18 protein-coding genes are annotated in these 19,393 nt (G+C 72.2%); 10 read left to right on the top strand and 8 right to left on the bottom strand.

Annotated elements, in window-relative coordinates; all coding sequences use genetic code 11:
• Positions 1 to 219 precede the first annotated feature (219 nt).
• From ACIQWR_RS17355 to ACIQWR_RS17330, 6 genes are all read left to right on the top strand, one after another.
• Positions 220 to 2,652, top strand: coding sequence for a SulP family inorganic anion transporter (locus ACIQWR_RS17355; protein ID WP_404009867.1), 2,433 nt, complete (start codon positions 220 to 222; stop codon positions 2,650 to 2,652).
• Between the two features lie 172 nt (positions 2,653 to 2,824).
• Positions 2,825 to 4,822, top strand: coding sequence for an acetate--CoA ligase (gene acs / locus ACIQWR_RS17350; RefSeq protein WP_404009865.1), 1,998 nt, complete (start codon positions 2,825 to 2,827; stop codon positions 4,820 to 4,822).
• Between the two features lie 235 nt (positions 4,823 to 5,057).
• Positions 5,058 to 6,590: a Na+/H+ antiporter NhaA gene (gene nhaA / locus ACIQWR_RS17345; protein ID WP_404009862.1), complete on the top strand. Its 1,533-nt coding sequence runs from the start codon at positions 5,058 to 5,060 to the stop codon at positions 6,588 to 6,590.
• 51 nt (positions 6,591 to 6,641) lie between these two features.
• The gene (locus tag ACIQWR_RS17340) at positions 6,642 to 7,100 is read left to right on the top strand and encodes a phage holin family protein (protein WP_354380702.1); all 459 of its coding nucleotides are present in this window, start codon (positions 6,642 to 6,644) and stop codon (positions 7,098 to 7,100) included.
• On the top strand, positions 7,097 to 8,068 hold the full coding sequence (locus tag ACIQWR_RS17335; RefSeq protein ID WP_399265043.1) for an alpha/beta fold hydrolase: 972 nt from the start codon (positions 7,097 to 7,099) through the stop codon (positions 8,066 to 8,068). Before ACIQWR_RS17340 ends, ACIQWR_RS17335 begins: the two co-directional genes overlap by 4 nt.
• Before the next feature lie 203 nt (positions 8,069 to 8,271).
• Positions 8,272 to 8,451 (top strand): hypothetical protein, encoded by a 180-nt coding sequence (locus ACIQWR_RS17330; protein ID WP_399265045.1) that lies wholly within the window; start codon positions 8,272 to 8,274, stop codon positions 8,449 to 8,451.
• A 253-nt stretch (positions 8,452 to 8,704) separates the two neighbouring features.
• On the opposite strand, the gene ACIQWR_RS17325 is transcribed toward ACIQWR_RS17330, so the two are convergent.
• The 3 genes from ACIQWR_RS17325 to nth form a co-directional block, all read right to left on the bottom strand.
• The gene (locus tag ACIQWR_RS17325; protein ID WP_404009858.1) at positions 8,705 to 9,907 is read right to left on the bottom strand and encodes a MarP family serine protease; all 1,203 of its coding nucleotides are present in this window, start codon (positions 9,905 to 9,907) and stop codon (positions 8,705 to 8,707) included.
• A 13-nt stretch (positions 9,908 to 9,920) separates the two neighbouring features.
• A complete protein-coding gene (locus tag ACIQWR_RS17320) occupies positions 9,921 to 10,757 on the bottom strand; it encodes an NUDIX hydrolase (protein ID WP_404009855.1) in 837 nt (278 codons plus the stop codon).
• A 185-nt stretch (positions 10,758 to 10,942) separates the two neighbouring features.
• Positions 10,943 to 11,743, bottom strand: coding sequence for an endonuclease III (gene nth / locus ACIQWR_RS17315; RefSeq protein WP_404010131.1), 801 nt, complete (start codon positions 11,741 to 11,743; stop codon positions 10,943 to 10,945).
• A gap of 427 nt (positions 11,744 to 12,170) precedes the next feature.
• Between nth and ACIQWR_RS17310 the strand changes: the two genes are divergently transcribed.
• Together ACIQWR_RS17310 and ACIQWR_RS17305 are read left to right on the top strand one after the other, a co-directional pair.
• Positions 12,171 to 12,845 (top strand): Crp/Fnr family transcriptional regulator, encoded by a 675-nt coding sequence (locus ACIQWR_RS17310; protein ID WP_003981529.1) that lies wholly within the window; start codon positions 12,171 to 12,173, stop codon positions 12,843 to 12,845.
• Positions 12,846 to 12,960: 115 nt separating this feature from the next.
• Positions 12,961 to 13,761 carry a nucleotidyltransferase domain-containing protein gene (locus ACIQWR_RS17305; RefSeq protein ID WP_404009852.1) on the top strand — a complete coding sequence of 267 codons (801 nt, stop codon included), beginning with the start codon at positions 12,961 to 12,963 and terminating at the stop codon, positions 13,759 to 13,761.
• Positions 13,762 to 13,928: 167 nt separating this feature from the next.
• Here ACIQWR_RS17305 and ACIQWR_RS17300 read toward each other — a convergent pair whose 3' ends face one another.
• From ACIQWR_RS17300 to ACIQWR_RS17285, 4 genes are all read right to left on the bottom strand, one after another.
• The gene (locus tag ACIQWR_RS17300) at positions 13,929 to 14,783 is read right to left on the bottom strand and encodes an MBL fold metallo-hydrolase (protein WP_404009849.1); all 855 of its coding nucleotides are present in this window, start codon (positions 14,781 to 14,783) and stop codon (positions 13,929 to 13,931) included.
• A complete protein-coding gene (locus ACIQWR_RS17295; RefSeq protein ID WP_404009847.1) occupies positions 14,780 to 15,694 on the bottom strand; it encodes an NUDIX hydrolase in 915 nt (304 codons plus the stop codon). Before ACIQWR_RS17295 ends, ACIQWR_RS17300 begins: the two co-directional genes overlap by 4 nt.
• Positions 15,695 to 15,803: 109 nt before the next feature.
• Entirely contained in the window at positions 15,804 to 16,283 is a 480-nt protein-coding gene (locus ACIQWR_RS17290) for a RidA family protein (RefSeq protein WP_404009844.1), read from the bottom strand.
• Positions 16,280 to 16,441, bottom strand: a complete 162-nt coding sequence (locus ACIQWR_RS17285) for a DUF4177 domain-containing protein (RefSeq protein ID WP_007264966.1) — start codon at positions 16,439 to 16,441, stop codon at positions 16,280 to 16,282. The genes ACIQWR_RS17290 and ACIQWR_RS17285 overlap by 4 nt, the downstream gene beginning before the upstream one ends.
• A 96-nt stretch (positions 16,442 to 16,537) precedes the next feature.
• Between ACIQWR_RS17285 and ACIQWR_RS17280 the strand changes: the two genes are divergently transcribed.
• A complete protein-coding gene (locus ACIQWR_RS17280) occupies positions 16,538 to 17,518 on the top strand; it encodes an ArsA-related P-loop ATPase (protein ID WP_404009841.1) in 981 nt (326 codons plus the stop codon).
• Positions 17,515 to 18,984, top strand: coding sequence for an ArsA family ATPase (locus ACIQWR_RS17275; protein WP_404009839.1), 1,470 nt, complete (start codon positions 17,515 to 17,517; stop codon positions 18,982 to 18,984). Before ACIQWR_RS17280 ends, ACIQWR_RS17275 begins: the two co-directional genes overlap by 4 nt.
• A 17-nt stretch (positions 18,985 to 19,001) precedes the next feature.
• Here ACIQWR_RS17275 and ACIQWR_RS17270 read toward each other — a convergent pair whose 3' ends face one another.
• On the bottom strand, positions 19,002 to 19,352 hold the full coding sequence (locus ACIQWR_RS17270; RefSeq protein ID WP_330331229.1) for a WhiB family transcriptional regulator: 351 nt from the start codon (positions 19,350 to 19,352) through the stop codon (positions 19,002 to 19,004).
• Between the last annotated feature and the right edge of the window lie 41 nt (positions 19,353 to 19,393).

Genomic DNA, 19,393 nt, shown 5'->3' with positions numbered 1-19,393 from the left:
AAAATACTTAATCACCCTTGAGGGTTAATTCGTAGACCATTCAACCCCTATGTCTGGGCATGGCCTTTACTCTCCATTACCATTCATTTACCGAGTGTTGAGACTCCAGCCTTGAGGCACCGGTGTCGAAACACCGGCATTGAGACTCCCGCCGCTTCTCCCCCCGCTCTTCCGCCGCTTCTCCCGCCGCTTCACCCCTGCCCCCAGAGGAGACGGGACATGACCGCCAGCGCCCCCACGCGCTCCCACCAGCACGGTGCCCCGCCGCCGGCGCCGCCCGGGGTTCCGCCCCGGTTCCCGCCCGGCCTCACCGCCGACCTGTCCGCCTCCGCCGCCGTCTTCCTGATCGCCCTGCCCCTCTCCCTGGGCATCGCCCTCGCCACCGGCGCCCCGCTCCAGGCCGGACTCGTGGCCGCGGTGGCGGGCGGGATCGTCGCCGGACGGTTCGGCGGAGCCCCGCTCCAAGTGAGCGGAGCCGCCACCGGACTCACCGTCGTCACGGCCGAGTTGATCCAGCGCTACGGCTGGCGCACCACCTGCGCCATCACCGTGCTCGCGGGACTGTGTCAGGTGGGCCTCGCGCTGCTGCGCACCGCCCGCTCGGCCCTCATGGTCAGCCCGGCCGTCGTCCACGGCATGCTCGCGGGCGTCGGCGTGACGATCGCGATCGCCCAACTCCACATCGTGCTCGGCGGCACCCCGCAGAGCTCCGCCGTGGCCAACGTCCGGGGACTTCCGGCCCAGTTGGCCGACCTCCATCCGGGGGCCCTCGCCGTCAGCGCGCTCACCCTGACCGTGCTGCTCGCCTGGCCGCGGCTGCCCGGCCGGGCCGGACGGGCGCTGCGCAAGGTCCCGGCAGCGCTGGCGGCCGTCGCCTCGGCCACCGCCTTCGCGGCCCTCGGCGGGCTGAGCCTGCCCCGGGTGGATCTGCCCTCCTGGAGCAGCCACGCCCTGCCGGAGCTGCCGGAGGGGCCCGTCCTCGGCATCCTCGCGGCGGTCCTGACCGTCACCCTGGTCGGCAGTGTGGAGTCGCTGCTGTCCGCGGTGGCCACCGACAAGCTGATCGCCTCCGACCGCGCCACGAAGGACCGCCCCGCGCGCGCCGACCTGAACCGCGAGCTGCGCGGCCAGGGCCTGGCGAACATCGTCTCCGGCGCACTGGGCGGCCTGCCCGTCGCCGGCGGGGCCGCCCGCAGCGTGGCCAACGTCAAGTCCGGCGCGGTCAGCCGGAGGTCGTCGATGCTGCACGGCCTCTGGGTGCTGCTCGCGGCCGGGTTGCTCGTGCCCGTACTGGACCTGATCCCGCTCGCCGCGCTGGCCGCGCTCGTGATGGCCGTGGGCGTACAGATGGCGAGCATCGCGCGGCTGCGCAACGTCACCCGGCACCGCGAGTTCGTCGTCTACCTCACGACCATCACGGCCGTGGTGCTCGGGGGCGTGCTCGAAGGCGTGGCCATCGGCATCGCGGTGGCCGTCGCCATCGCCCTGCACCGGCTGGCGCGCACCCGGATCACCCTGGAGGCGCAGCAGGACGGCACGGTCCACCGGGTGTGGGCGCGGGGCCAGTTGACCTTCCTCGCCGTGCCCCGGCTGAGCCGGGTGCTGGGTCAGATCCCGCACCACGGGCACGTCGTGATCGAGCTGGACGGTTCCTTCATCGACCACGCGGCGTACGAGATCCTCCAGGACTGGCAGGACTCCCACCTGGCGCACGGGGGTTCGGTGGAGATCACCGGCCGCTCCGGGGCCCGGATCGGCGAGGCCGACCGCACCCAGCGCGGGGCGCACCACTGCTGCCGCCCCTGGACCCCCTGGCAGAACCACTGCGACCACCGGGCGGAGCCGGAGCCCGCGGGGGCAGCGGCCGCCTCCGCCCCCGAGCGGGCGGAGACCGCCCGGACCGCTCCCGAGCCCCGGCGGCGCGGAGCCGGTCAACTGGCCAACGGGATCGGCGCCTTCCAGCGCGACACCGCACCGCACGTGCGCGACGAGTTGGCCCGCCTGGCGCGCGAGGGCCAGAGCCCTTCGCAGCTCTTCCTGACCTGCGCGGACTCCCGTCTGGTCACCAGCATGATCACGGCCAGCGGCCCGGGCGACCTGTTCACCGTGCGCAACGTCGGCAACCTGGTCCCGCTGCCGGGCGCCGAGTCCACGGACGACTCCGTCGCGGCCGCCATCGAGTACGCGGTGGACGTGCTCCGGGTGGACAGCATCACCGTGTGCGGGCACTCGGGCTGCGGGGCGATGCAGGCGCTGCTCAACGCGACTCCGGGCGCGCCGGTGACCCCGCTGCGCCGCTGGCTGCGGCACGGGCTGCCGAGCCTGGCGCGGATGGGCAGTCGCCACCACCCCTGGGTGCGGATCTCCGGGCGGCTGCCCGCGGACGCCGTGGAGCAGCTCTGCCTGACCAATGTGGTCCAGCAGTTGGAGCACCTGCGGGCGCACGACGCGGTGGCGCGCAGGCTCGCCGAGGGCACCCTGGAGCTGCACGGCATGTACTTCCACGTGGGTGAGGCGCAGGCCTACCTGCTGTCGCCGGGCGAGGACTTCTTCGACTGCCGGGTCTTCGACAGTGTCCTGCCGGACATCAAGGGGGCAAAAGCGGCCAAGCGGGATGCTCCCGCCCTGCCCAGGGCGGCCACGCACGCCTGACCCGATACGCTCCCTCCTCGAACGTCCCCGGTGGCCCCTTTCCGCGATCCGTCGCAGGAAGGGGCCATCGGCGCCTGCTCGCCCAGGGGTCGGTGCACCCGGCCTGCCGTGGTATAGGTCTAAACCAATTTACGGCAAGGTCTTGTCACCTGGGTGTCTGACCTGATGAGCTATGCCTGGGGACACAACGGACACCCTGGGAAAGGGAGATGTCGTGAGCAATGACAGCCTGGCCAACCTGCTCAAGGAGGAGCGGCGGTTCGCACCGCCCGCCGATCTGGCCACCGCCGCCAACGTGGGCGCCGCGGCGTACGAACAGGCCGACGCGGACAGGCTGGGCTTCTGGGCCGAGCAGGCACGTCGTCTGAGCTGGGCCGTGGAGCCCACCGAGACGCTCGACTGGAGCACCCCCCCCTTCGCGAAGTGGTTCGCGGACGGCAAGCTGAACGTCGCCTACAACTGCGTCGACCGGCACGTCGAGGCCGGCAACGGCGACCGGGTCGCCATCCACTTCGAGGGCGAGCCCGGCGACAGCCGCTCGATCACCTACGCCGAGCTCAAGGACGAGGTCTCCCGGGCCGCCAACGCCCTGACCGAGCTGGGCGTGCGCACCGGCGACCGGGTCGCCGTCTACCTGCCGATGATCCCCGAGGCCGTCGTCGCGATGCTCGCGTGCGCCCGGGTCGGCGCCGCCCACTCCGTGGTCTTCGGCGGCTTCTCCGCCGACGCCGTCGCCTCCCGCATCCAGGACGCCGACGCCAAGGTCGTCATCACGGCCGACGGCGGCTACCGCCGCGGCAAGGCCACCGCGCTCAAGCCCGCCATCGACGAAGCCGTGGCCAAGTGTCCGCAGGTCGAGCACGTGCTCGTCGTACGGCGCACCGGCCAGGACACCGCCTTCGCCGAGGGCCGGGACGTCTGGTGGCACGACATCGTCGGCCGCCAGTCCGCCGAGCACACCCCCGAGGCCTTCGACGCGGAGCACCCGCTCTTCATCCTCTACACCTCGGGCACCACGGGGAAGCCGAAGGGCATCCTGCACACCTCGGGCGGCTACCTCACGCAGGCCTCGTACACCCACCACGCCGTCTTCGACCTCAAGCCGGAGACCGACGTCTACTGGTGCACCGCCGACATCGGCTGGGTGACCGGACACTCCTACATCGTCTACGGGCCGCTCGCCAACGGCGCCACCCAGGTGATGTACGAGGGCACCCCGGACACCCCGCACCAGGGGCGCTTCTGGGAGGTCGTGCAGAAGTACGGCGTCACCATCCTCTACACCGCGCCGACGGCCATCCGGACGTTCATGAAGTGGGGCGACGACATCCCCGCGAAGTTCGACCTGTCGAGCCTGCGCGTGCTGGGTTCGGTCGGCGAGCCGATCAACCCCGAGGCCTGGATCTGGTACCGCAAGCACATCGGCGGCGACCGCTGCCCGATCGTCGACACGTGGTGGCAGACCGAGACCGGCGCCATGATGATCTCCCCGCTGCCCGGTGTCACCGAGACCAAGCCCGGCTCGGCCCAGCGCGCACTGCCAGGCATCGGCGCCACCGTCGTGGACGACGAGGGCAACGAGGTCCCCAACGGCGGTGGCGGCTACCTCGTCCTCACCGAGCCGTGGCCCTCGATGCTGCGCACCATCTGGGGCGACGACCAGCGGTTCATCGACACCTACTGGTCCCGCTTCCAGGGCAAGTACTTCGCCGGTGACGGCGCCAAGAAGGACGACGACGGCGACATCTGGCTGCTCGGCCGGGTCGACGACGTGATGCTGGTCTCCGGCCACAACATCTCGACCACCGAGGTCGAATCGGCCCTCGTCTCGCACCCCGCGGTCGCCGAGGCGGCCGTGGTCGGCGCGGCGGACGAGACCACCGGTCAGGCCATCGTGGCCTTCGTCATCCTGCGCGGGAGCGCCTCCGAGAGCGACACCCTGGTCGCGGAACTGCGCAACCACGTGGGCACCACCCTCGGCCCGATCGCCAAGCCGAAGCGCATCCTGCCCGTCCAGGAACTGCCGAAGACCCGCTCCGGCAAGATCATGCGCCGCCTGCTGCGCGACGTGGCGGAGAACCGGGCGGTCGGTGACGTCACCACGCTCGCGGACTCCTCGGTCATGGACCTGATCCAGACCCAGCTGCCCAGCGCGGGCAGCGAGGACTGACGACCGCTCCATAGAAGAGCCGCTCCCTAGAGGAACCGCTCCTTGGAGGAACCGCTCGACCGAAGTGCCGCTCCACCGAAGGGGGCGTCCGGCGCACAACGCGCCGGACGCCCCTTTCGCACTTAAGGTGATGATCGCCGGATACATCCCTTGCGTACCCCCTGTAAAGTATTCAGAGCGTAAATAATTCGTCCACAGGGTGCGCCGGGAAGTCTGGTCGGCAACGTGCTTCGTCATGCCGTCCAACCCACCCGGAGGTCCTCCCGTGGCCGCGCCCCACCCCAGCGACCAGCTCGACGAGCAGCCCCACGGGCAGCGCCACGAGCAGCCCGGCCGCAAGCTCCTCGGCCGGCTCTCCCTGCCCGAGCGCCGGTTCGTGGCCGACGCGCTGCGCACCGAGACCGTCGGCGGCGTCCTGCTGCTGGTGGCCGCCATCGCCGCCCTGATGTGGGCGAACATCCCCGCCCTCGCCGACAGCTACGACAGCGTCCGCGGCTTCCACATAGGTCCCGCCTTCCTCGGCCTGGACCTCTCGCTCCAGCACTGGGCGGCCGACGGCCTTCTGGCCGTCTTCTTCTTCGTGGCCGGCATCGAGCTCAAGCGCGAGCTGGTCGCCGGCGACCTGCGCGACGCCAAGGCGGCCGCGCTGCCGGTGATCGCCGCCGTCTGCGGCATGGCCGTGCCCGCGCTGGTCTACGTACTGGTCACCACCTTCGGCAACGGCTCGACGGACGGGTGGGCGGTCCCCACCGCCACCGACATCGCCTTCGCGCTCGCCGTGCTCGCGGTCATCGGGACCTCCCTGCCGTCCGCCCTGCGCGCCTTCCTGCTGACCCTCGCCGTCGTCGACGACCTGTTCGCCATCCTGATCATCGCGGTGTTCTTCACCAGCGAGATCGACTTCCTGGCCCTCGGCGGCGCGTTCGTCGGCCTCGTCCTCTTCTGGTTCCTGCTGCGCAGGAACGTCCGCGGCTGGTACGTCTACGTCCCGCTCGCCCTGGCCATCTGGGGCCTGATGTACAACAGCGGCGTGCACGCGACCATCGCCGGCGTCGCCATGGGCCTGATGCTCCGGTGCAACCGGAGGGACGGCGAGCAGCACTCCCCCGGCGAGCACATCGAGCACCTGGTACGCCCACTGTCCGCCGGTCTCGCCGTGCCGCTCTTCGCCCTCTTCTCGGCGGGCGTCTCCCTCTCCGACAATGCGATCGCGCAGGTCTTCACCCGGCCCGAGACGCTCGGCGTGGTGCTCGGTCTGGTCGTCGGCAAGACCGTCGGCATCTTCGGCGGCACCTGGTTGGCCGCGCGCTTCACCAAGGCCGAGCTGAACGACGACCTCGCCTGGCCCGACGTCTTCGCGGTCGCCTCGCTGGCGGGCATCGGATTCACCGTCTCCCTGCTGATCGGCGAACTCGCCTTCACCGGCGACCCGACCCTCACCGACGAGGTCAAGGCCGCCGTCCTGATCGGCTCGCTGATCGCCGCCGTCTTCGCGGGCGTGATGCTCAAGCTCCGCAACCGCAAGTACCGGGCCCTGACCGACGCCGAGGAGCGCGACGAGGACCTCGACGGCATCCCGGACATCTACGAGGAGGACAAGCCGGAGTACCACCTGCGGATGGCCAAGATCTACGAGGACAGGGCCGCCGAGCACCGGCGCAGGGCGACCGCGGCCGCGGCCGCCGGCGCCGCCACCGGGGCCGAGGGAGCGGAAGCGGCCACCGCCGGGGCCACCGGGTCCCCCGCCGGAGGCGACCGTCCGGCATGATCTGACTGACGGAGGACAGCCGTCGCCGGCAGACGAATGAGGGAGAGAGCGATGAGCGCAGTGGACCAAGGGGCGCAAGGAGCCGAGCGCACACTCGGCCAGCTGGTCGCCTCGGCCACCGCCGAGATGTCCGCCCTGGTGCACGACGAGATCGCCCTCGCGAAGGCGGAGCTGCGCCAGGACGTCAAGCGCGTGGGCATCGGTGGCACCGCCATCGGTATCGCCGGAGTGCTCGGAATCTTCTCGCTGCCGGTGCTGAGCTTCGCGGCCGCGTACGGGATCCACGCCCTCGGCCTGGGCCTCGCCTGGTCGTTCCTGATCGTCGGCGGAGCGTTCCTGCTGCTCGCGGGCCTGCTCGCGCTGCTCGCCGTGTCGAAGTTCAAGAAGGTCAAGCCGCCGGAGCGCTCCATCGCCTCCGTCAAGCAGACCGCGGCGCTGGTCGGCACCGTCAAGCCGCACCCGCGGCCGGTCAGTGACACCGCGGTGGGTGTGGCACGCTCGTCTTCATGACAGCGCCCACACCGGACCCCAGCAGCACCCCGCCCCCGGCTGCCTCGCCGGTGCGGATCGACGGCCCCTGGACCCACCGGGACGTCGCCGCCAACGGCGCCCGGTTCCACGTCGCCGAGCTGGGCGAGGGGCCGCTGGTCCTGCTGCTGCACGGCTTCCCGCAGTTCTGGTGGACCTGGCGCCACCAGTTGGTGGCGCTCGCCGACGCCGGGTACCGCGCGGTGGCGATGGACCTGCGCGGGGTGGGCGGCAGCGACCGCACCCCGCGCGGTTACGATCCCGCCAACCTCGCGCTGGACGTCACCGGCGTCATCCGCTCGCTCGGCGAGCCCGACGCCGCGCTCGTGGGGCACGACCTGGGCGGGTACCTCGCCTGGACCGCCGCCGTCATGCGGCCCAAGCTGGTGCGCCGGCTCGTCGTCTCCTCGATGCCGCACCCGCGCCGCTGGCGCTCGGCGATGCTGTCCGACTTCGGGCAGACCCGCGCCAGTTCGCACATCTGGGGCTTCCAGCGCCCGTTCGTCCCCGAGCGGCAGCTCGTGGCCGACGGGGGCGCACTGGTCGGCGAGCTGATCCGCGAGTGGTCCGGGCCGCTGCCGCGCGAGGGCGCCGGCGCCGTCGTGGACGACGAGGCGATCGACGCCTACCGGCGCGCGATGTGCATCCCGTCCACCGCGCACTGCTCGATCGAGCCCTACCGCTGGATGATGCGGTCGATGGCCCGGCCGGACGGGCTCCAGTTCAACCGCCGGATGAAGCGGCCGGTGCGCGTGCCCACGCTGCACGTGCACGGCTCGCTCGACCCGGTGATGCGCACGCGCAGCGCCGCCGGTTCCGGGCAGTACGTCGAAGCCCCCTACCGGTGGCGGCTGTTCGACGGTCTCGGACACTTCCCGCACGAGGAGGCGCCGGACCTCTTCTCGACCGAGCTGGTGAACTGGCTGAAGGACCCCGAACCGGACCGCTGACCTCCCGTTCGCCGCCCACCAGCGGTGCCGCGCGGGGCCGTTGACGGGCCGTGGACGGACCGCCGGCGGTGGGACGACCGGAGCGCCGGCGGGACCGCCCCGCCGGAACAGGTGTCCTACGCACGTTCACTTGCCCGCCGCATAGGCCAATTGGCCGACTCCGAAGCGATTACGGACCTTGGGGCACGGGCAGAGGTCGAAGTATGGGCTGGACGCACGACTACGGTGACTCCGCACGCGAACGACGCTCGGCCGCCGCGCCGGGCACCCACGAGAGGGTCGGTCGACAGGGCCACGGCCACGACCCCCGACTCGGAATTCCACTGATCCTGCGCCGCCGGGCCCGCTGGGTCTCGGCCCGCCTGCGCCATCAACGGACGTAGGCGGGTCGCCTAGGGCGTGTTTCGAAAGTCCCTCCCCCAGCTACCGCTGGGAGGTGCCCCCGGGCTCGCGACGCCTGGCACCGCGCCTCGCGGCGTTGCCGGAACGCCCGGTTACGTCCAGTAGGCGGGCATTCCTCCGCCTTGCGATGCACGGCGCCAGACGCCGCGAGCCGCGCCCTTCGGGCGCCCGGCGCCACTTTCGAAACACGCCCTAGCGCGGGGCCCGCTCAGGCGGGACCCGCGGCGCGGGGGCTCACAGGGCGCAGCCCTGGCTGTCGACCCGGCGCTGGGCCGTCCTCCCGTTCCTGATGTCGTCGCGGACCTCGTCCGCCGTCAGGGCGTACCCGGTGTTCGCGTCGTCGAGGGACTTCGCGAAGACGACCCCGTACACCTTGCCGTCGGGCGTCAGGAGCGGGCCGCCGGAGTTGCCCTGGCGGACCGTCGCGTAGAGCGAGTAGACGTCGCGGCGGACGGTGCCGCGGTGATAGATGTCCGGGCCGTTCGCGTTGATCCGACCGCGGACGCGGGCCGGGCGGACGTCGTACGCGCCGTTCTCCGGGAAGCCGGCGACGATCGCGTCGAACCCGCTCGCCGCGTCCTTCTCGGCGAATTCGAGCGGCGGCGCCTTCAGCTTGGGCACGTCCAGGACGGCGATGTCGCGCTCCCAGTCGTAGAGCACGACCTTGCCGTCGTACAGCTTGCCCTCGCCGCCGATCTGCACGGTCGGCTCGCCGACGCCCCCGACGACGTGCGCGTTCGTCATGACCTTGCCGGGCGCGAAGACGAAGCCCGAGCCCTCCAGCACCTTGCTGCAACTGGGCGCGGTGCCGACGACCTTGACGATCGAGCCCTTGGCGCGCTCGACGACGGGGCTGTTGGCCAGCGCGGGGTCCGGCGGCTTCACCGCGGTGATCGGCTCGTTCGAGAACGGGCTGAAGACCTGCGGGAAGCCGTTCTGCGCGAGCACGGAACTGAAGTCCGAGAACCAGGTGTTGGCCTGGTCGGGCAGCACCCGCGAGACGCCGAGGAGCACCTTGGAGCTACGGACCTCCTTGCCCAGCGTGGGCAGCGAGGTCCCGGCCAGCGCGGAGCCGATCAGCCACGCCACCAGCAGCATCGCCAGGACGTTCACCAGGGCGCCGCCGGTCGCATCGACCACCCGGGCCGGTGACCAGGTGATGTAGCGGCGCAGCCGGTTGCCCAGGTGCGTGGTGAAGGCCTGGCCGATCGAGGCGCAGACGATGACGATGACCACCGCGACGACGGCCATGGTGGTGGACACCTTGGCCTTGTCGTCCGTCACCTGGTCCCAGACGAGCGGGAGCAGGGACACGGCGATGAGACCACCGCCGAGGAAGCCGGTCACCGACAGGATGCCGACGACGAAGCCTTGGCGGTAGCCCACGATCGCGAACCACACGGCGGCGACCAGCAACAGGATGTCCAGCACGTTCACGTGGGCCACCGTCTCATGCGCGCCAGTCCAGGGGGACCTTGCGCGAGCGGTCCCACGGCTGCTCCCAGCCGGCGAAATACAGGATCCGGTCGATCACGCCAGCGGTAAAACCCCAGACCAGAGCCGATTCGACCTGGAAGGCGGGGCCTTGGAAGCCGCCGGGATGCACGACGGTGACCCGATTCCCGGGGTCCGTGAGATCCGCCACGGGAACCGTGAAGACGCGGGCGGTCTCCGCGAGGTCCACGGCCCCGACCGGGCTGGGCTCGCGCCACCAGCCGAGGACGGGGGTCACGACGAACTCGCTCACCGGGATGTAGAGCCGGGGCAGCACGCCGAAGAGCTGTACGCCCGCCGGGTCCAGCCCGGTCTCCTCCTCGGCCTCGCGCAGGGCGGCCCGCAGCGGGCCGGTGGTGTGCGGATCGCCGTCCTGGGGGTCGAGGGCGCCGCCGGGGAAGGACGGCTGGCCCGCGTGGGAGCGCAGGGTGCCCGCACGCTCCATCAGCAGCAGCTCGGGGCCGCGGGGGCCCTCGCCGAAGAGGACCAGGACGGCGGACTGGCGGCCCGCGCCGTCCTCGGGGGGCAGGAAGCGGCTCAGCTGCGTCGGCCGGACGGTCCGGGCGGCCGTGACCACGGGGTCGAGCCAGCCGGGCAGCCCGTGCGTGCTCACGTCGACCCCGCTCCCGGCACCGCCGCTCCCCGTGCCGGGCGCGGGCACGGATCCGGCCGGGGGCACGGGTACGGCCGGGGGCACGGGTACGGCCGCGGCCCCCGCTCCGGCCCCGGGTCCGTGCCCGGTGCGGGACCGGGTCCCGGTGGTCACGCTGTCGTCCTGCGTCCCGCGCGTCATAGGCACCCTTGCTCCCTGTACTTCCGACACCGGGACAACGCGGTCCGTGGCCGGATTCGTTCCTCGCTACATCGATGTGGAAGTCGACATGGACGTCGGCATGGACGTCGCCATGGACGTCGGCATAGACGTCGGCATAGACGTCGGCATAGACGTCGACATGGACGTCGGCATGGACCGCTGCCTCACGACCCCGCGCCGAGCGGGGCCGCCGGACGGCCCGGATAGTCGGCGGGCGGGGTCAGCCGCTGACCCGGATGGCCGCCCATCTCGTATTTCAGGAGCAGCTTCGCCTTCTCCGGATCGGTCTCGCCCTCGCCGTACGCCGGGCAGAGCGGCGCGATCGGGCAGGCGCCGCAGGCGGGCTTGCGGGAGTGGCAGATCCGGCGGCCGTGGAAGACGACCCGGTGCGAGAGCATCGTCCACTCGCTCTTCGGGAAGATCGCGCAGATCTCCGCCTCGACCTTCTCCGGGTCCTCCTGCTCGGTCAGCTTCCACCGCCGCACCAGGCGCCCGAAGTGGGTGTCGACGGTGATCCCGGGGACCCCGAAGGCATTGCCGAGGACCACGTTGGCGGTCTTGCGGCCCACCCCGGGCAGGGTGACCAGGTCCTCGATCCGGCCCGGCACCTCCCCGCCGAAGCGGTCCCGCAGCGCGGCGGAGAGGCCGAGCAGCGACCTGGCCTTCGCCCGGAAGAACCCGGTCGGCCGGATGATCTGCTCCAGCTCCTCGGGCGCGGCCTCGGCCATGTCCTCGGGGGTGGGGTAGGCCGCGAAGAGGGCCGGGGTCGTCTGGTTCACCCGCAGGTCGGTGGTCTGCGCGGACAGGACGGTGGCGACGAGCAGCTCGAAGGGGTTGCGGAAGTCCAGCTCCGGGTGGGCGTACGGATAGACCTCGGCCAGTTCGCGGTTGATCCGGCGGGCGCGCCGGACCATGCCGAGGTGGCTCTCCGCCTTCGCCGCCTTCGCCGCCTTCACGGGCCGCACCCCCTTCGCTTCCCCGGCCGCCGTCTTCGCCGTCTTCGCCGTCTTCGCTTCCTTCGCGGCCGTCGCCGTTCCCGCTTTCTTCACCGCGGGTTTCTTGGCCGAAACTTTGCTCTTCGCGGGCGGCGACCCCTCCGGAGCCGACCCGGAAGTGGCATGTTCGCCCACAGCTGAATTACGGGCCGCGGTCACACCCGCGGACCCCTTGGCCTGTGCTCTCACCGGCTTATTGGACACCCGGCCAGCCTAAGGCCGGGCGCTGACACCCGCCCGGACCTCTGGTAACACCACTCCGATTGGCCTCTCGCCGCACAGCACACCCGTATGTCCGGCATCCTTGTGACCTGAGTGACTGATCGCACTGTTTAAGGCGTCCGGCAAAATGGGGGACGAAGGTCCCCTGACGCCGGTCGACATAGGAGAGAGACTCGTGGACGACGTTCTGCGGCGCGCCCCGCTCTTCGCGGCGCTCGATGACGAGCAGGCCGCGGAGCTCCGCGCATCCATGGGCGAGGTGACCCTCGCCCGCGGTGACGCCCTGTTCCACGAGGGCGACCCCGGCGACCGCCTGTATGTGGTGACCGAGGGCAAGGTGAAGCTCCACCGCACCTCGCCCGACGGACGCGAGAACATGCTGGCCGTGCTCGGCCCCGGCGAGCTGATCGGCGAGCTCTCGCTCTTCGATCCCGGCCCGCGCACCGCCACGGCGACCGCGCTGACCGAGGTCAAGCTGCTCGGCCTCGGCCACGGCGACCTCCAGCCCTGGCTCAACGCCCGGCCCGAGGTCGCGACCGCGCTGCTGCGCGCGGTGGCCCGCCGCCTGCGCAAGACCAACGACCAGATGTCCGACCTGGTCTTCTCCGACGTTCCCGGCCGCGTGGCCCGGGCGCTCCTGGACCTGTCGCGCCGCTTCGGCGTGCAGTCCGAAGAGGGCATCCACGTCGTGCACGACCTGACGCAGGAAGAGCTGGCGCAGCTCGTCGGCGCCTCCCGCGAGACCGTGAACAAGGCCCTGGCCGACTTCGCCGGGCGCGGCTGGCTCCGCCTCGAAGCGCGTGCCGTGATCCTGCTCGACGTGGAGCGGCTGGCGAAGCGCTCGCGCTGACGCCGTCCTCCGACCCGCGACACCCGTGAGGGGGTCCCGCCCGCGAGGGCGGGATCCCCTTTCGCGCGTCCCGGCCTCCCCCGGGACCCGGGGGAGGGATGCCACAGTGATCCGCATGGCACACAGAGGGCTGGACTCCGAGGGGTTCATCGAGCGCGAGGGCTCCCTCGGGCGGGTTGCCGCGCCCTTCCGGGACGTGGTCGCCGCCGCGCGGACGCGGATCGCCGAGGCGTACGGGCAGCGGCTGCACAGCGCCTACCTGTACGGGTCCGTGCCGCGCGGCACCGCCCGGCCCGGCCGCTCCGACCTGGACCTGCTGCTCGCCCTGCACCGCGAGCCCACGGGCGAGGACCGGGACACCGCCGAGGTGCTCGCGCGCGGGCTCGACCTGGACTTCGCGCAGACGGACGGCGCCGGCATCCTCCTCCACGGCAAGGAGACGCTGCTCAGCGAGGCGGAGCGGCACGACCTGGGGTGGTTCCTCGCCTGCCTGTGCACCCCGCTGCTCGGTGCGGACCTGGCCGAGCACCTGCCGCGCTACCGTCCGGACGCGCTGCTCGCCCGGGAGACCAACGGTGACCTGGACGACGTACTCGCCACCGCGCGCGAGCGGGCCGCGGCGGCGCGGACGGACGGGGAGCTGCGCAAGCTGAATCGTTTCCTCGCACGACGGCTCGTGCGCACCGGCTTCACCCTGGTCATGCCCCGTTGGGGCGGCTGGACCAGCGACCTGGCCGAGTCCGCGGAGGTCTTCGCCGGCTACTACCCCGGCCGCGCCGCCCAGATGCGGGCGGCCGCCGCCGAGGGCCTCGACCCGGGCACGGACCGGGAGGTCCTGCGGACCCACCTCGACGACCTCGGGCCGTGGCTCGCCGCGGAGTACACCGCTCGGCTGGGCCCCAGGTCGCGGCGCTAGTGCTGTGGCCGGAAAGGTTTGCCGGGTCGCGGTGTCCGGTGCGGTGCATCGCAAGGCGGAGGGCCACGGCTCGTACTGGACGTACTGTCGTGGTCCGACAACACGGCGAGGTGCCGTGCCGGGCGCCGTGACACGGTGAACCTTTCCGGTCACAGCGCTAGCTGGAGTCAGCCGTCCGTTTCCGGGCCGCCCGGGATCAGGCCGTGCTCGCGCAGGTACTCCAGCTGGGCGCGTACGGACCATTCGGCGGCCGGCCACAGCGAGCGGTCCACCTCGGCGTAGACGTGGGCGACGACCTGCTCGGCGGTGGCGAAACCGTTCTCCACCGCCGTCTCGATCTGGGCGAGCCGGTGCGCGCGGTGCGCCAGGTAGAACTCCACCGCGCCCTGAGCGTCCTCCAGGACCGGCCCGTGGCCCGGCAGTACGGTCCGCACCCCGTCGTCGACGGTCAGGGAGCGCAGCCGGCGCAGCGAGTCGAGGTAGTCCCCGAGCCGACCGTCGGGATGCGCGACCAGCGTGGTGCCGCGGCCGAGGACGGTGTCCCCGGTCAGGACGGCCCCGTCGGCCGGGAGGTGGAAGCACAGCGAGTCGCCGGTGTGGCCCGGGGTGGGCACGACCAGCAGCTCCAGACCACCGACCCGGATGACGTCGCCGCCCGCGAGGCCCTCGTCCCCCAGGCGCAGCGCGGGGTCCAGGGCGCGCACCGCGGTGCCGGTCAGCTCAGCGAAACGGCCCGCGCCCTCGGCGTGGTCGGGGTGGCCGTGCGTGAGCAGGGTCAGCGCGATCCGCTTGCCCGCCCGCTCGGCCGTGTCGACCACGTTCCGCAGGTGGCCCTCGTCCAGCGGGCCGGGGTCGATGACCACGGCGAGGTCGGAGTCCGGTTCGGAGAGCAGCCAGGTGTTGGTGCCGTCCAGCGTCATCGCGGAGGGGTTGGGGGCCAGTACGTTCACCGCGCGCGCGGTGGCCGGACCGGAGGTGACGGTCCCGCGCGGCTGGCCCGGCAGTGCGGCGGCGTCGGTCACGGTGTGCCTCCCTGGCGGACCCGCTTGGTGAACTCGTCGTGGCCCGGCCAGCTGAGCACCAGCTCGCCGTCCTCCAGCGTCGCCCGGGCCAGCACCGGGGCCAGGTCCTGCCCCGCGGCCGCCGCGAGCGCCTCGGCGGCGCTCCCGTACGGCTCCAGCGAGCGCAGGGTGGAGATGGTCGGCGGCATCATCAGCAGCTCGCCCCCGTCGTAGCCCGCGGCGGCCTCGCTCGGGCGGATCCACACGGTCCGGTCCGCCTCCGTGGAGGCGTTGCGGGTGCGCTGGCCGGCCGGCAGGGCGGCCACGAAGAACCAGGTGTCGTAGCGGCGCGGCTCGAACTCCGGGGTGATCCAGCGGGCCCAGGCGCCGAGCAGGTCGGAGCGCAGCAGCAGGCCCCGGCGGTCCAGGAACTCGGCGAAGGACAGCTCGCGCGCGACCAGCGCCCGCCGGTCGGCCTCCCAGTCGTCACCGGTGGTGTCGCCGACGACCGTGTCGGGGCTCTCGCCGGCGAGCAGGACCCCGGCCTCCTCGAAGGTCTCGCGGACCGCGCCGCAGACGATGGCCTGGGCGGTCTCGGCGTCCGTGCCCATGCGCGCGGCCCAGGTCGCCAGGGCCGGACCCGCCCAACCGATGCGGTGGTCCTCGTCGCGCGGGTCGACGCCGCCGCCGGGATAGGCGTACGCGCCTCCGGCGAAGGCCATGGAGGCCCGCCGGCGGAGCATGTGCACCGCGGGACCACCGCCGTCCGCCCCGTCGCGCAGCAGCATGACGGTGGCCGCGCGCTTGGGCGCCACGGGGGTCAGCGACCCGTCGGCGAGGGCGCGGATGCGGTCGGGCCACTCGGGCGGGTACCACTGACCGCCGGGGGCGGTGGACTCGCTGGGCGACTGGCCGTGCGGATCATTCGGCATGGCGGGATGCTACGGGTATCCGGCGGGATGTTCGAGGGCCCCCGGTCGCCGCTGCCCGAGGGGCGCGGCGATCGGGGGCCCGGCGAAGGCGACGGCCCTCGGACGGTCCTCAGACCTCGTCGGGGGTCAGCTCGACCAGGATCTCGACCTCGACGGGGGCGTCCAGCGGGAGCACCGCGACGCCGACCGCGCTGCGCGCGTGCACGCCGCGCTCGCCGAGCACCTCGCCCAGCAGCTCGCTCGCGCCGTTCAGCACGCCCGGCTGCCCGGTGAAGTCGGGGGCGGAGGCCACGAAGCCGACGACCTTGACGACGCGCGCGATCCGGTCGAGGTCACCCACGACGGACTTCACGGCGGCCAGGGCGTTCAGCGCGCACACGGCGGCCAGTTCCTTCGCCTGCTCGGGCGAGACCTCCGCACCGACCTTGCCGGTGACCGGCATGCTGCCCTTCACCATCGGGAGCTGGCCCGCGGTGTGGACGTAGACGCCGGAGCGCACGGCCGGCTGGTAGGCGGCCAGCGGCGGGACGACGTCGGGCAGCGTCAGGCCGAGCTCGGCCAGCCTGGCCTCCACGGCGCCGGCGCTCATGCCTTCTCCCGCTTGAGGTAGGCCACGAGCTGCTCGGGGTTGTTCGGTCCGGGCACCACCTGGACCAGCTCCCAGCCGTCCTCGCCCCAGGTGTCCAGGATCTGCTTGGTGGCGTGGACGAGCAGCGGAACGGTCGCGTATTCGAACTTCTTGGTCATGGGAGCGAGCGTAGTGCCTGTCCCGGGACGTGATGCGCGACCCGTCCTGCCCCCGCCGCCCACGGCGGCGGCACCGAGGAATTAGGCTCGGTCGCTGTGAGCAGGCTCCAGGTGATCAGCGGCAAGGGCGGCACCGGAAAGACCACGGTCGCCGCGGCATTCGCGCTCGCCCTCGCACGCGAGGGCGGACGCACGCTTCTGGTGGAGGTGGAGGGCAGGCAGGGGATCGCGCAGCTCTTCGGCGCGGAGGCGCTCCCGTACGAGGAGCGCAAGATCGCCGTCGCACCGGGCGGCGGTGAGGTGTTCGGGCTCGCGATCGACGCGGAGCGGGCCCTGCTGGACTACCTCCAGATGTTCTACAAGCTCGGCTCGGCGGGGCGCGCCCTGAAGAAGCTGGGCGCCATCGACTTCGCGACGACGATCGCGCCGGGCCTGCGGGACGTGCTGCTGACCGGCAAGGCGTGCGAGGCGGTGCGGCGCAAGGACAAGGCGGGACGGTTCGTCTACGACCACGTGGTGATGGACGCGCCGCCGACCGGGCGGATCACCCGGTTCCTGAACGTCAACGACGAGGTGGCGGGGTTGGCCCGCTTCGGTCCGATCCACAATCAGGCGCAGGCCGTCATGAAGGTGCTCAAGTCTCCCGAGACGGCCGTGCACCTGGTGACGCTGCTGGAGGAGATGCCGGTCCAGGAGACCGTGGACGGCATCGCCGAGCTGCGGGCGGTCGGGCTGCCGGTCGGCCGGGTCGTCGTCAACATGATGCGGCCGCACCACCTGGACGAGGGAACCCTGCGGGCGGCCGCCGGCGACCGCCGCGCCGAGCTGGCGCGGTCCCTGTCCCGGGCGGGCCTGGGCGGCGCGCACCGCGGGGGCCTGGCGGAGCGGCTGCTGGACCCGCTGCTGGAGCAGGCCGCGGAGCACGCGGGCCGAGTGGAGCTGGAGCGGGAGCAGCGGGCGGTCCTGGAAGGGCTCGACGTGGCGACGTACGAACTCCCGCAGCTCGGCGCGGGGATGGACCTGGCCGGGCTGTACGAGCTGGCGACGGAACTCCGCAAGCAGGTGGGGACCGAATGAGCGAGAAGCTGGGGAGCACGGCGACCATGGGCCTGGACACTCCGCCGCGACTGGCGGTCGACGCACTGCTCGACGACGCGAACACGCGGATCATCGTGTGCTGCGGCTCCGGCGGCGTCGGCAAGACCACCACGGCCGCGGCGCTGGGCGTGCGCGCGGCGGAACGCGGGCGCACGGTGGTCGTCCTGACCATCGACCCGGCCCGCCGGCTGGCCCAGTCGCTGGGCATCGACTCCCTCGACAACACCCCGCGGCGGGTCGCCGGGGTGGGCGGGGCCGGGGACGCGCAGGGGGCCGAGGGGGCACAGGGCTCCGGCGGCGAACTGCACGCCATGATGCTGGACATGAAGCGGACCTTCGACGAGATCGTCGAGGGGCACGCGGACGGCGAGCGGGCCCAGGCGATCCTGGAGAACCCCTTCTACCAGTCCCTGTCGGCCGGCTTCGCGGGCACGCAGGAGTACATGGCGATGGAGAAGCTCGGGCAGCTGCGCGCCCGGGACGACTGGGACCTGATCATCGTCGACACCCCGCCGAGCCGCTCCGCGCTGGACTTCCTGGACGCACCGAAGCGGCTGGGGTCCTTCCTGGACGGGAAGTTCATCCGGGTGCTGATGGCTCCGGCGAAGGTCGGCGGCCGGGCCGGGATGAAGTTCCTCAATATCGGTATGTCGATGATGACCGGCACGTTGAGCAAGCTGATGGGCGCCTCGCTGCTGAAGGACGTACAGACCTTCGTGGCCGCGATGGACACGATGTTCGGCGGCTTCCGGACCCGCGCGGACGCGACGTACCGGCTGCTGCAGGCCCCCGGTACGGCCTTCCTCGTGGTCGCGGCGCCCGAAGCGGACGCGGTGCGCGAGGCGGCGTACTTCGTGGAGCGGCTGGCCGCGGAACGGATGCCGCTGGCCGGGCTGGTCCTGAACCGGGTACACGGCAGCGGGGCCGACCAGCTGTCCGCGGAGCGGGCGTTGGCCGCCGCAGAGAATCTTGAAGAGGGCGGCATTGTCGATCAGGAGTCCGGGAAAGCTGGACATCGTGGCTCCGCCGAGGACGGCTCCCCCGCCCCCACCGGCCCCGCCCCGAGCAACGGCACGGCTCCGCACGACTTGACGGCCGGCACGTCCACGGCCGGAACACCGACGGCCGACACATCCACGGCCGGCACGCCCACGGCCGAGCAGATCGAGACCGAGCAGATCGAGACCGAGACCGAGCAGATCGCGGCCGACGGAACGACCACGGACGAGATCAGCGCGGACGAGATCACCGCGGGTCTGCTGCGCCTGCACGCCGAGCGCATGCAGGTGATCGCGCGCGAACGACGCACACGTGATCGCTTCACCTCGCTCCACCCGGAGGTGGCGGTGGCCGAAGTGGCCGCCCTGCCCGGCGATGTACACGACCTCGCCGGGCTACGGGCCATCGGAGAGCGGCTCGCGGCCGGGGTACCGGCCGGAGCGTAGACGGGCCGCGCGGGGGTCTACCCGGCTGCCGCGTACGTCTCGAACCGAAGATCGACCTCCGCATCGACATCCACGGTGAGGATGCCCGTACTGCGCTCGTACTCCGTACGAGCGGTTTCGAGCAGCCGTCGCCACGAGGTGACGGTGGGGCGCCTGCGCAACAATGCGCGACGCTCCCGCTCGGTCATTCCGCCCCACACGCCGAACTCGACGCGATTGTCGAGCGCATCGGCCAGGCATTCGGTCCGCACCGGACATCCGGTGCACACCGCCTTGGCCCTGTTCTGTGCCGCTCCTTGAACGAACAGTTCATCCGGATCGGTAGTGCGGCAGGCTGCCTGCGCACTCCAGTCGGTAACCCAGCCCATCCCGGCGCCGTCCTCTCCCGAATCGAGGCTCCCCCACGGCG

The sequence above is a fragment of the Streptomyces sp. NPDC098789 genome (assembly GCF_044759975.1).
In the GTDB taxonomy this organism is placed as follows: domain Bacteria; phylum Actinomycetota; class Actinomycetes; order Streptomycetales; family Streptomycetaceae; genus Streptomyces.
This window is presented reverse-complemented; position numbering and strand designations above follow the sequence as displayed.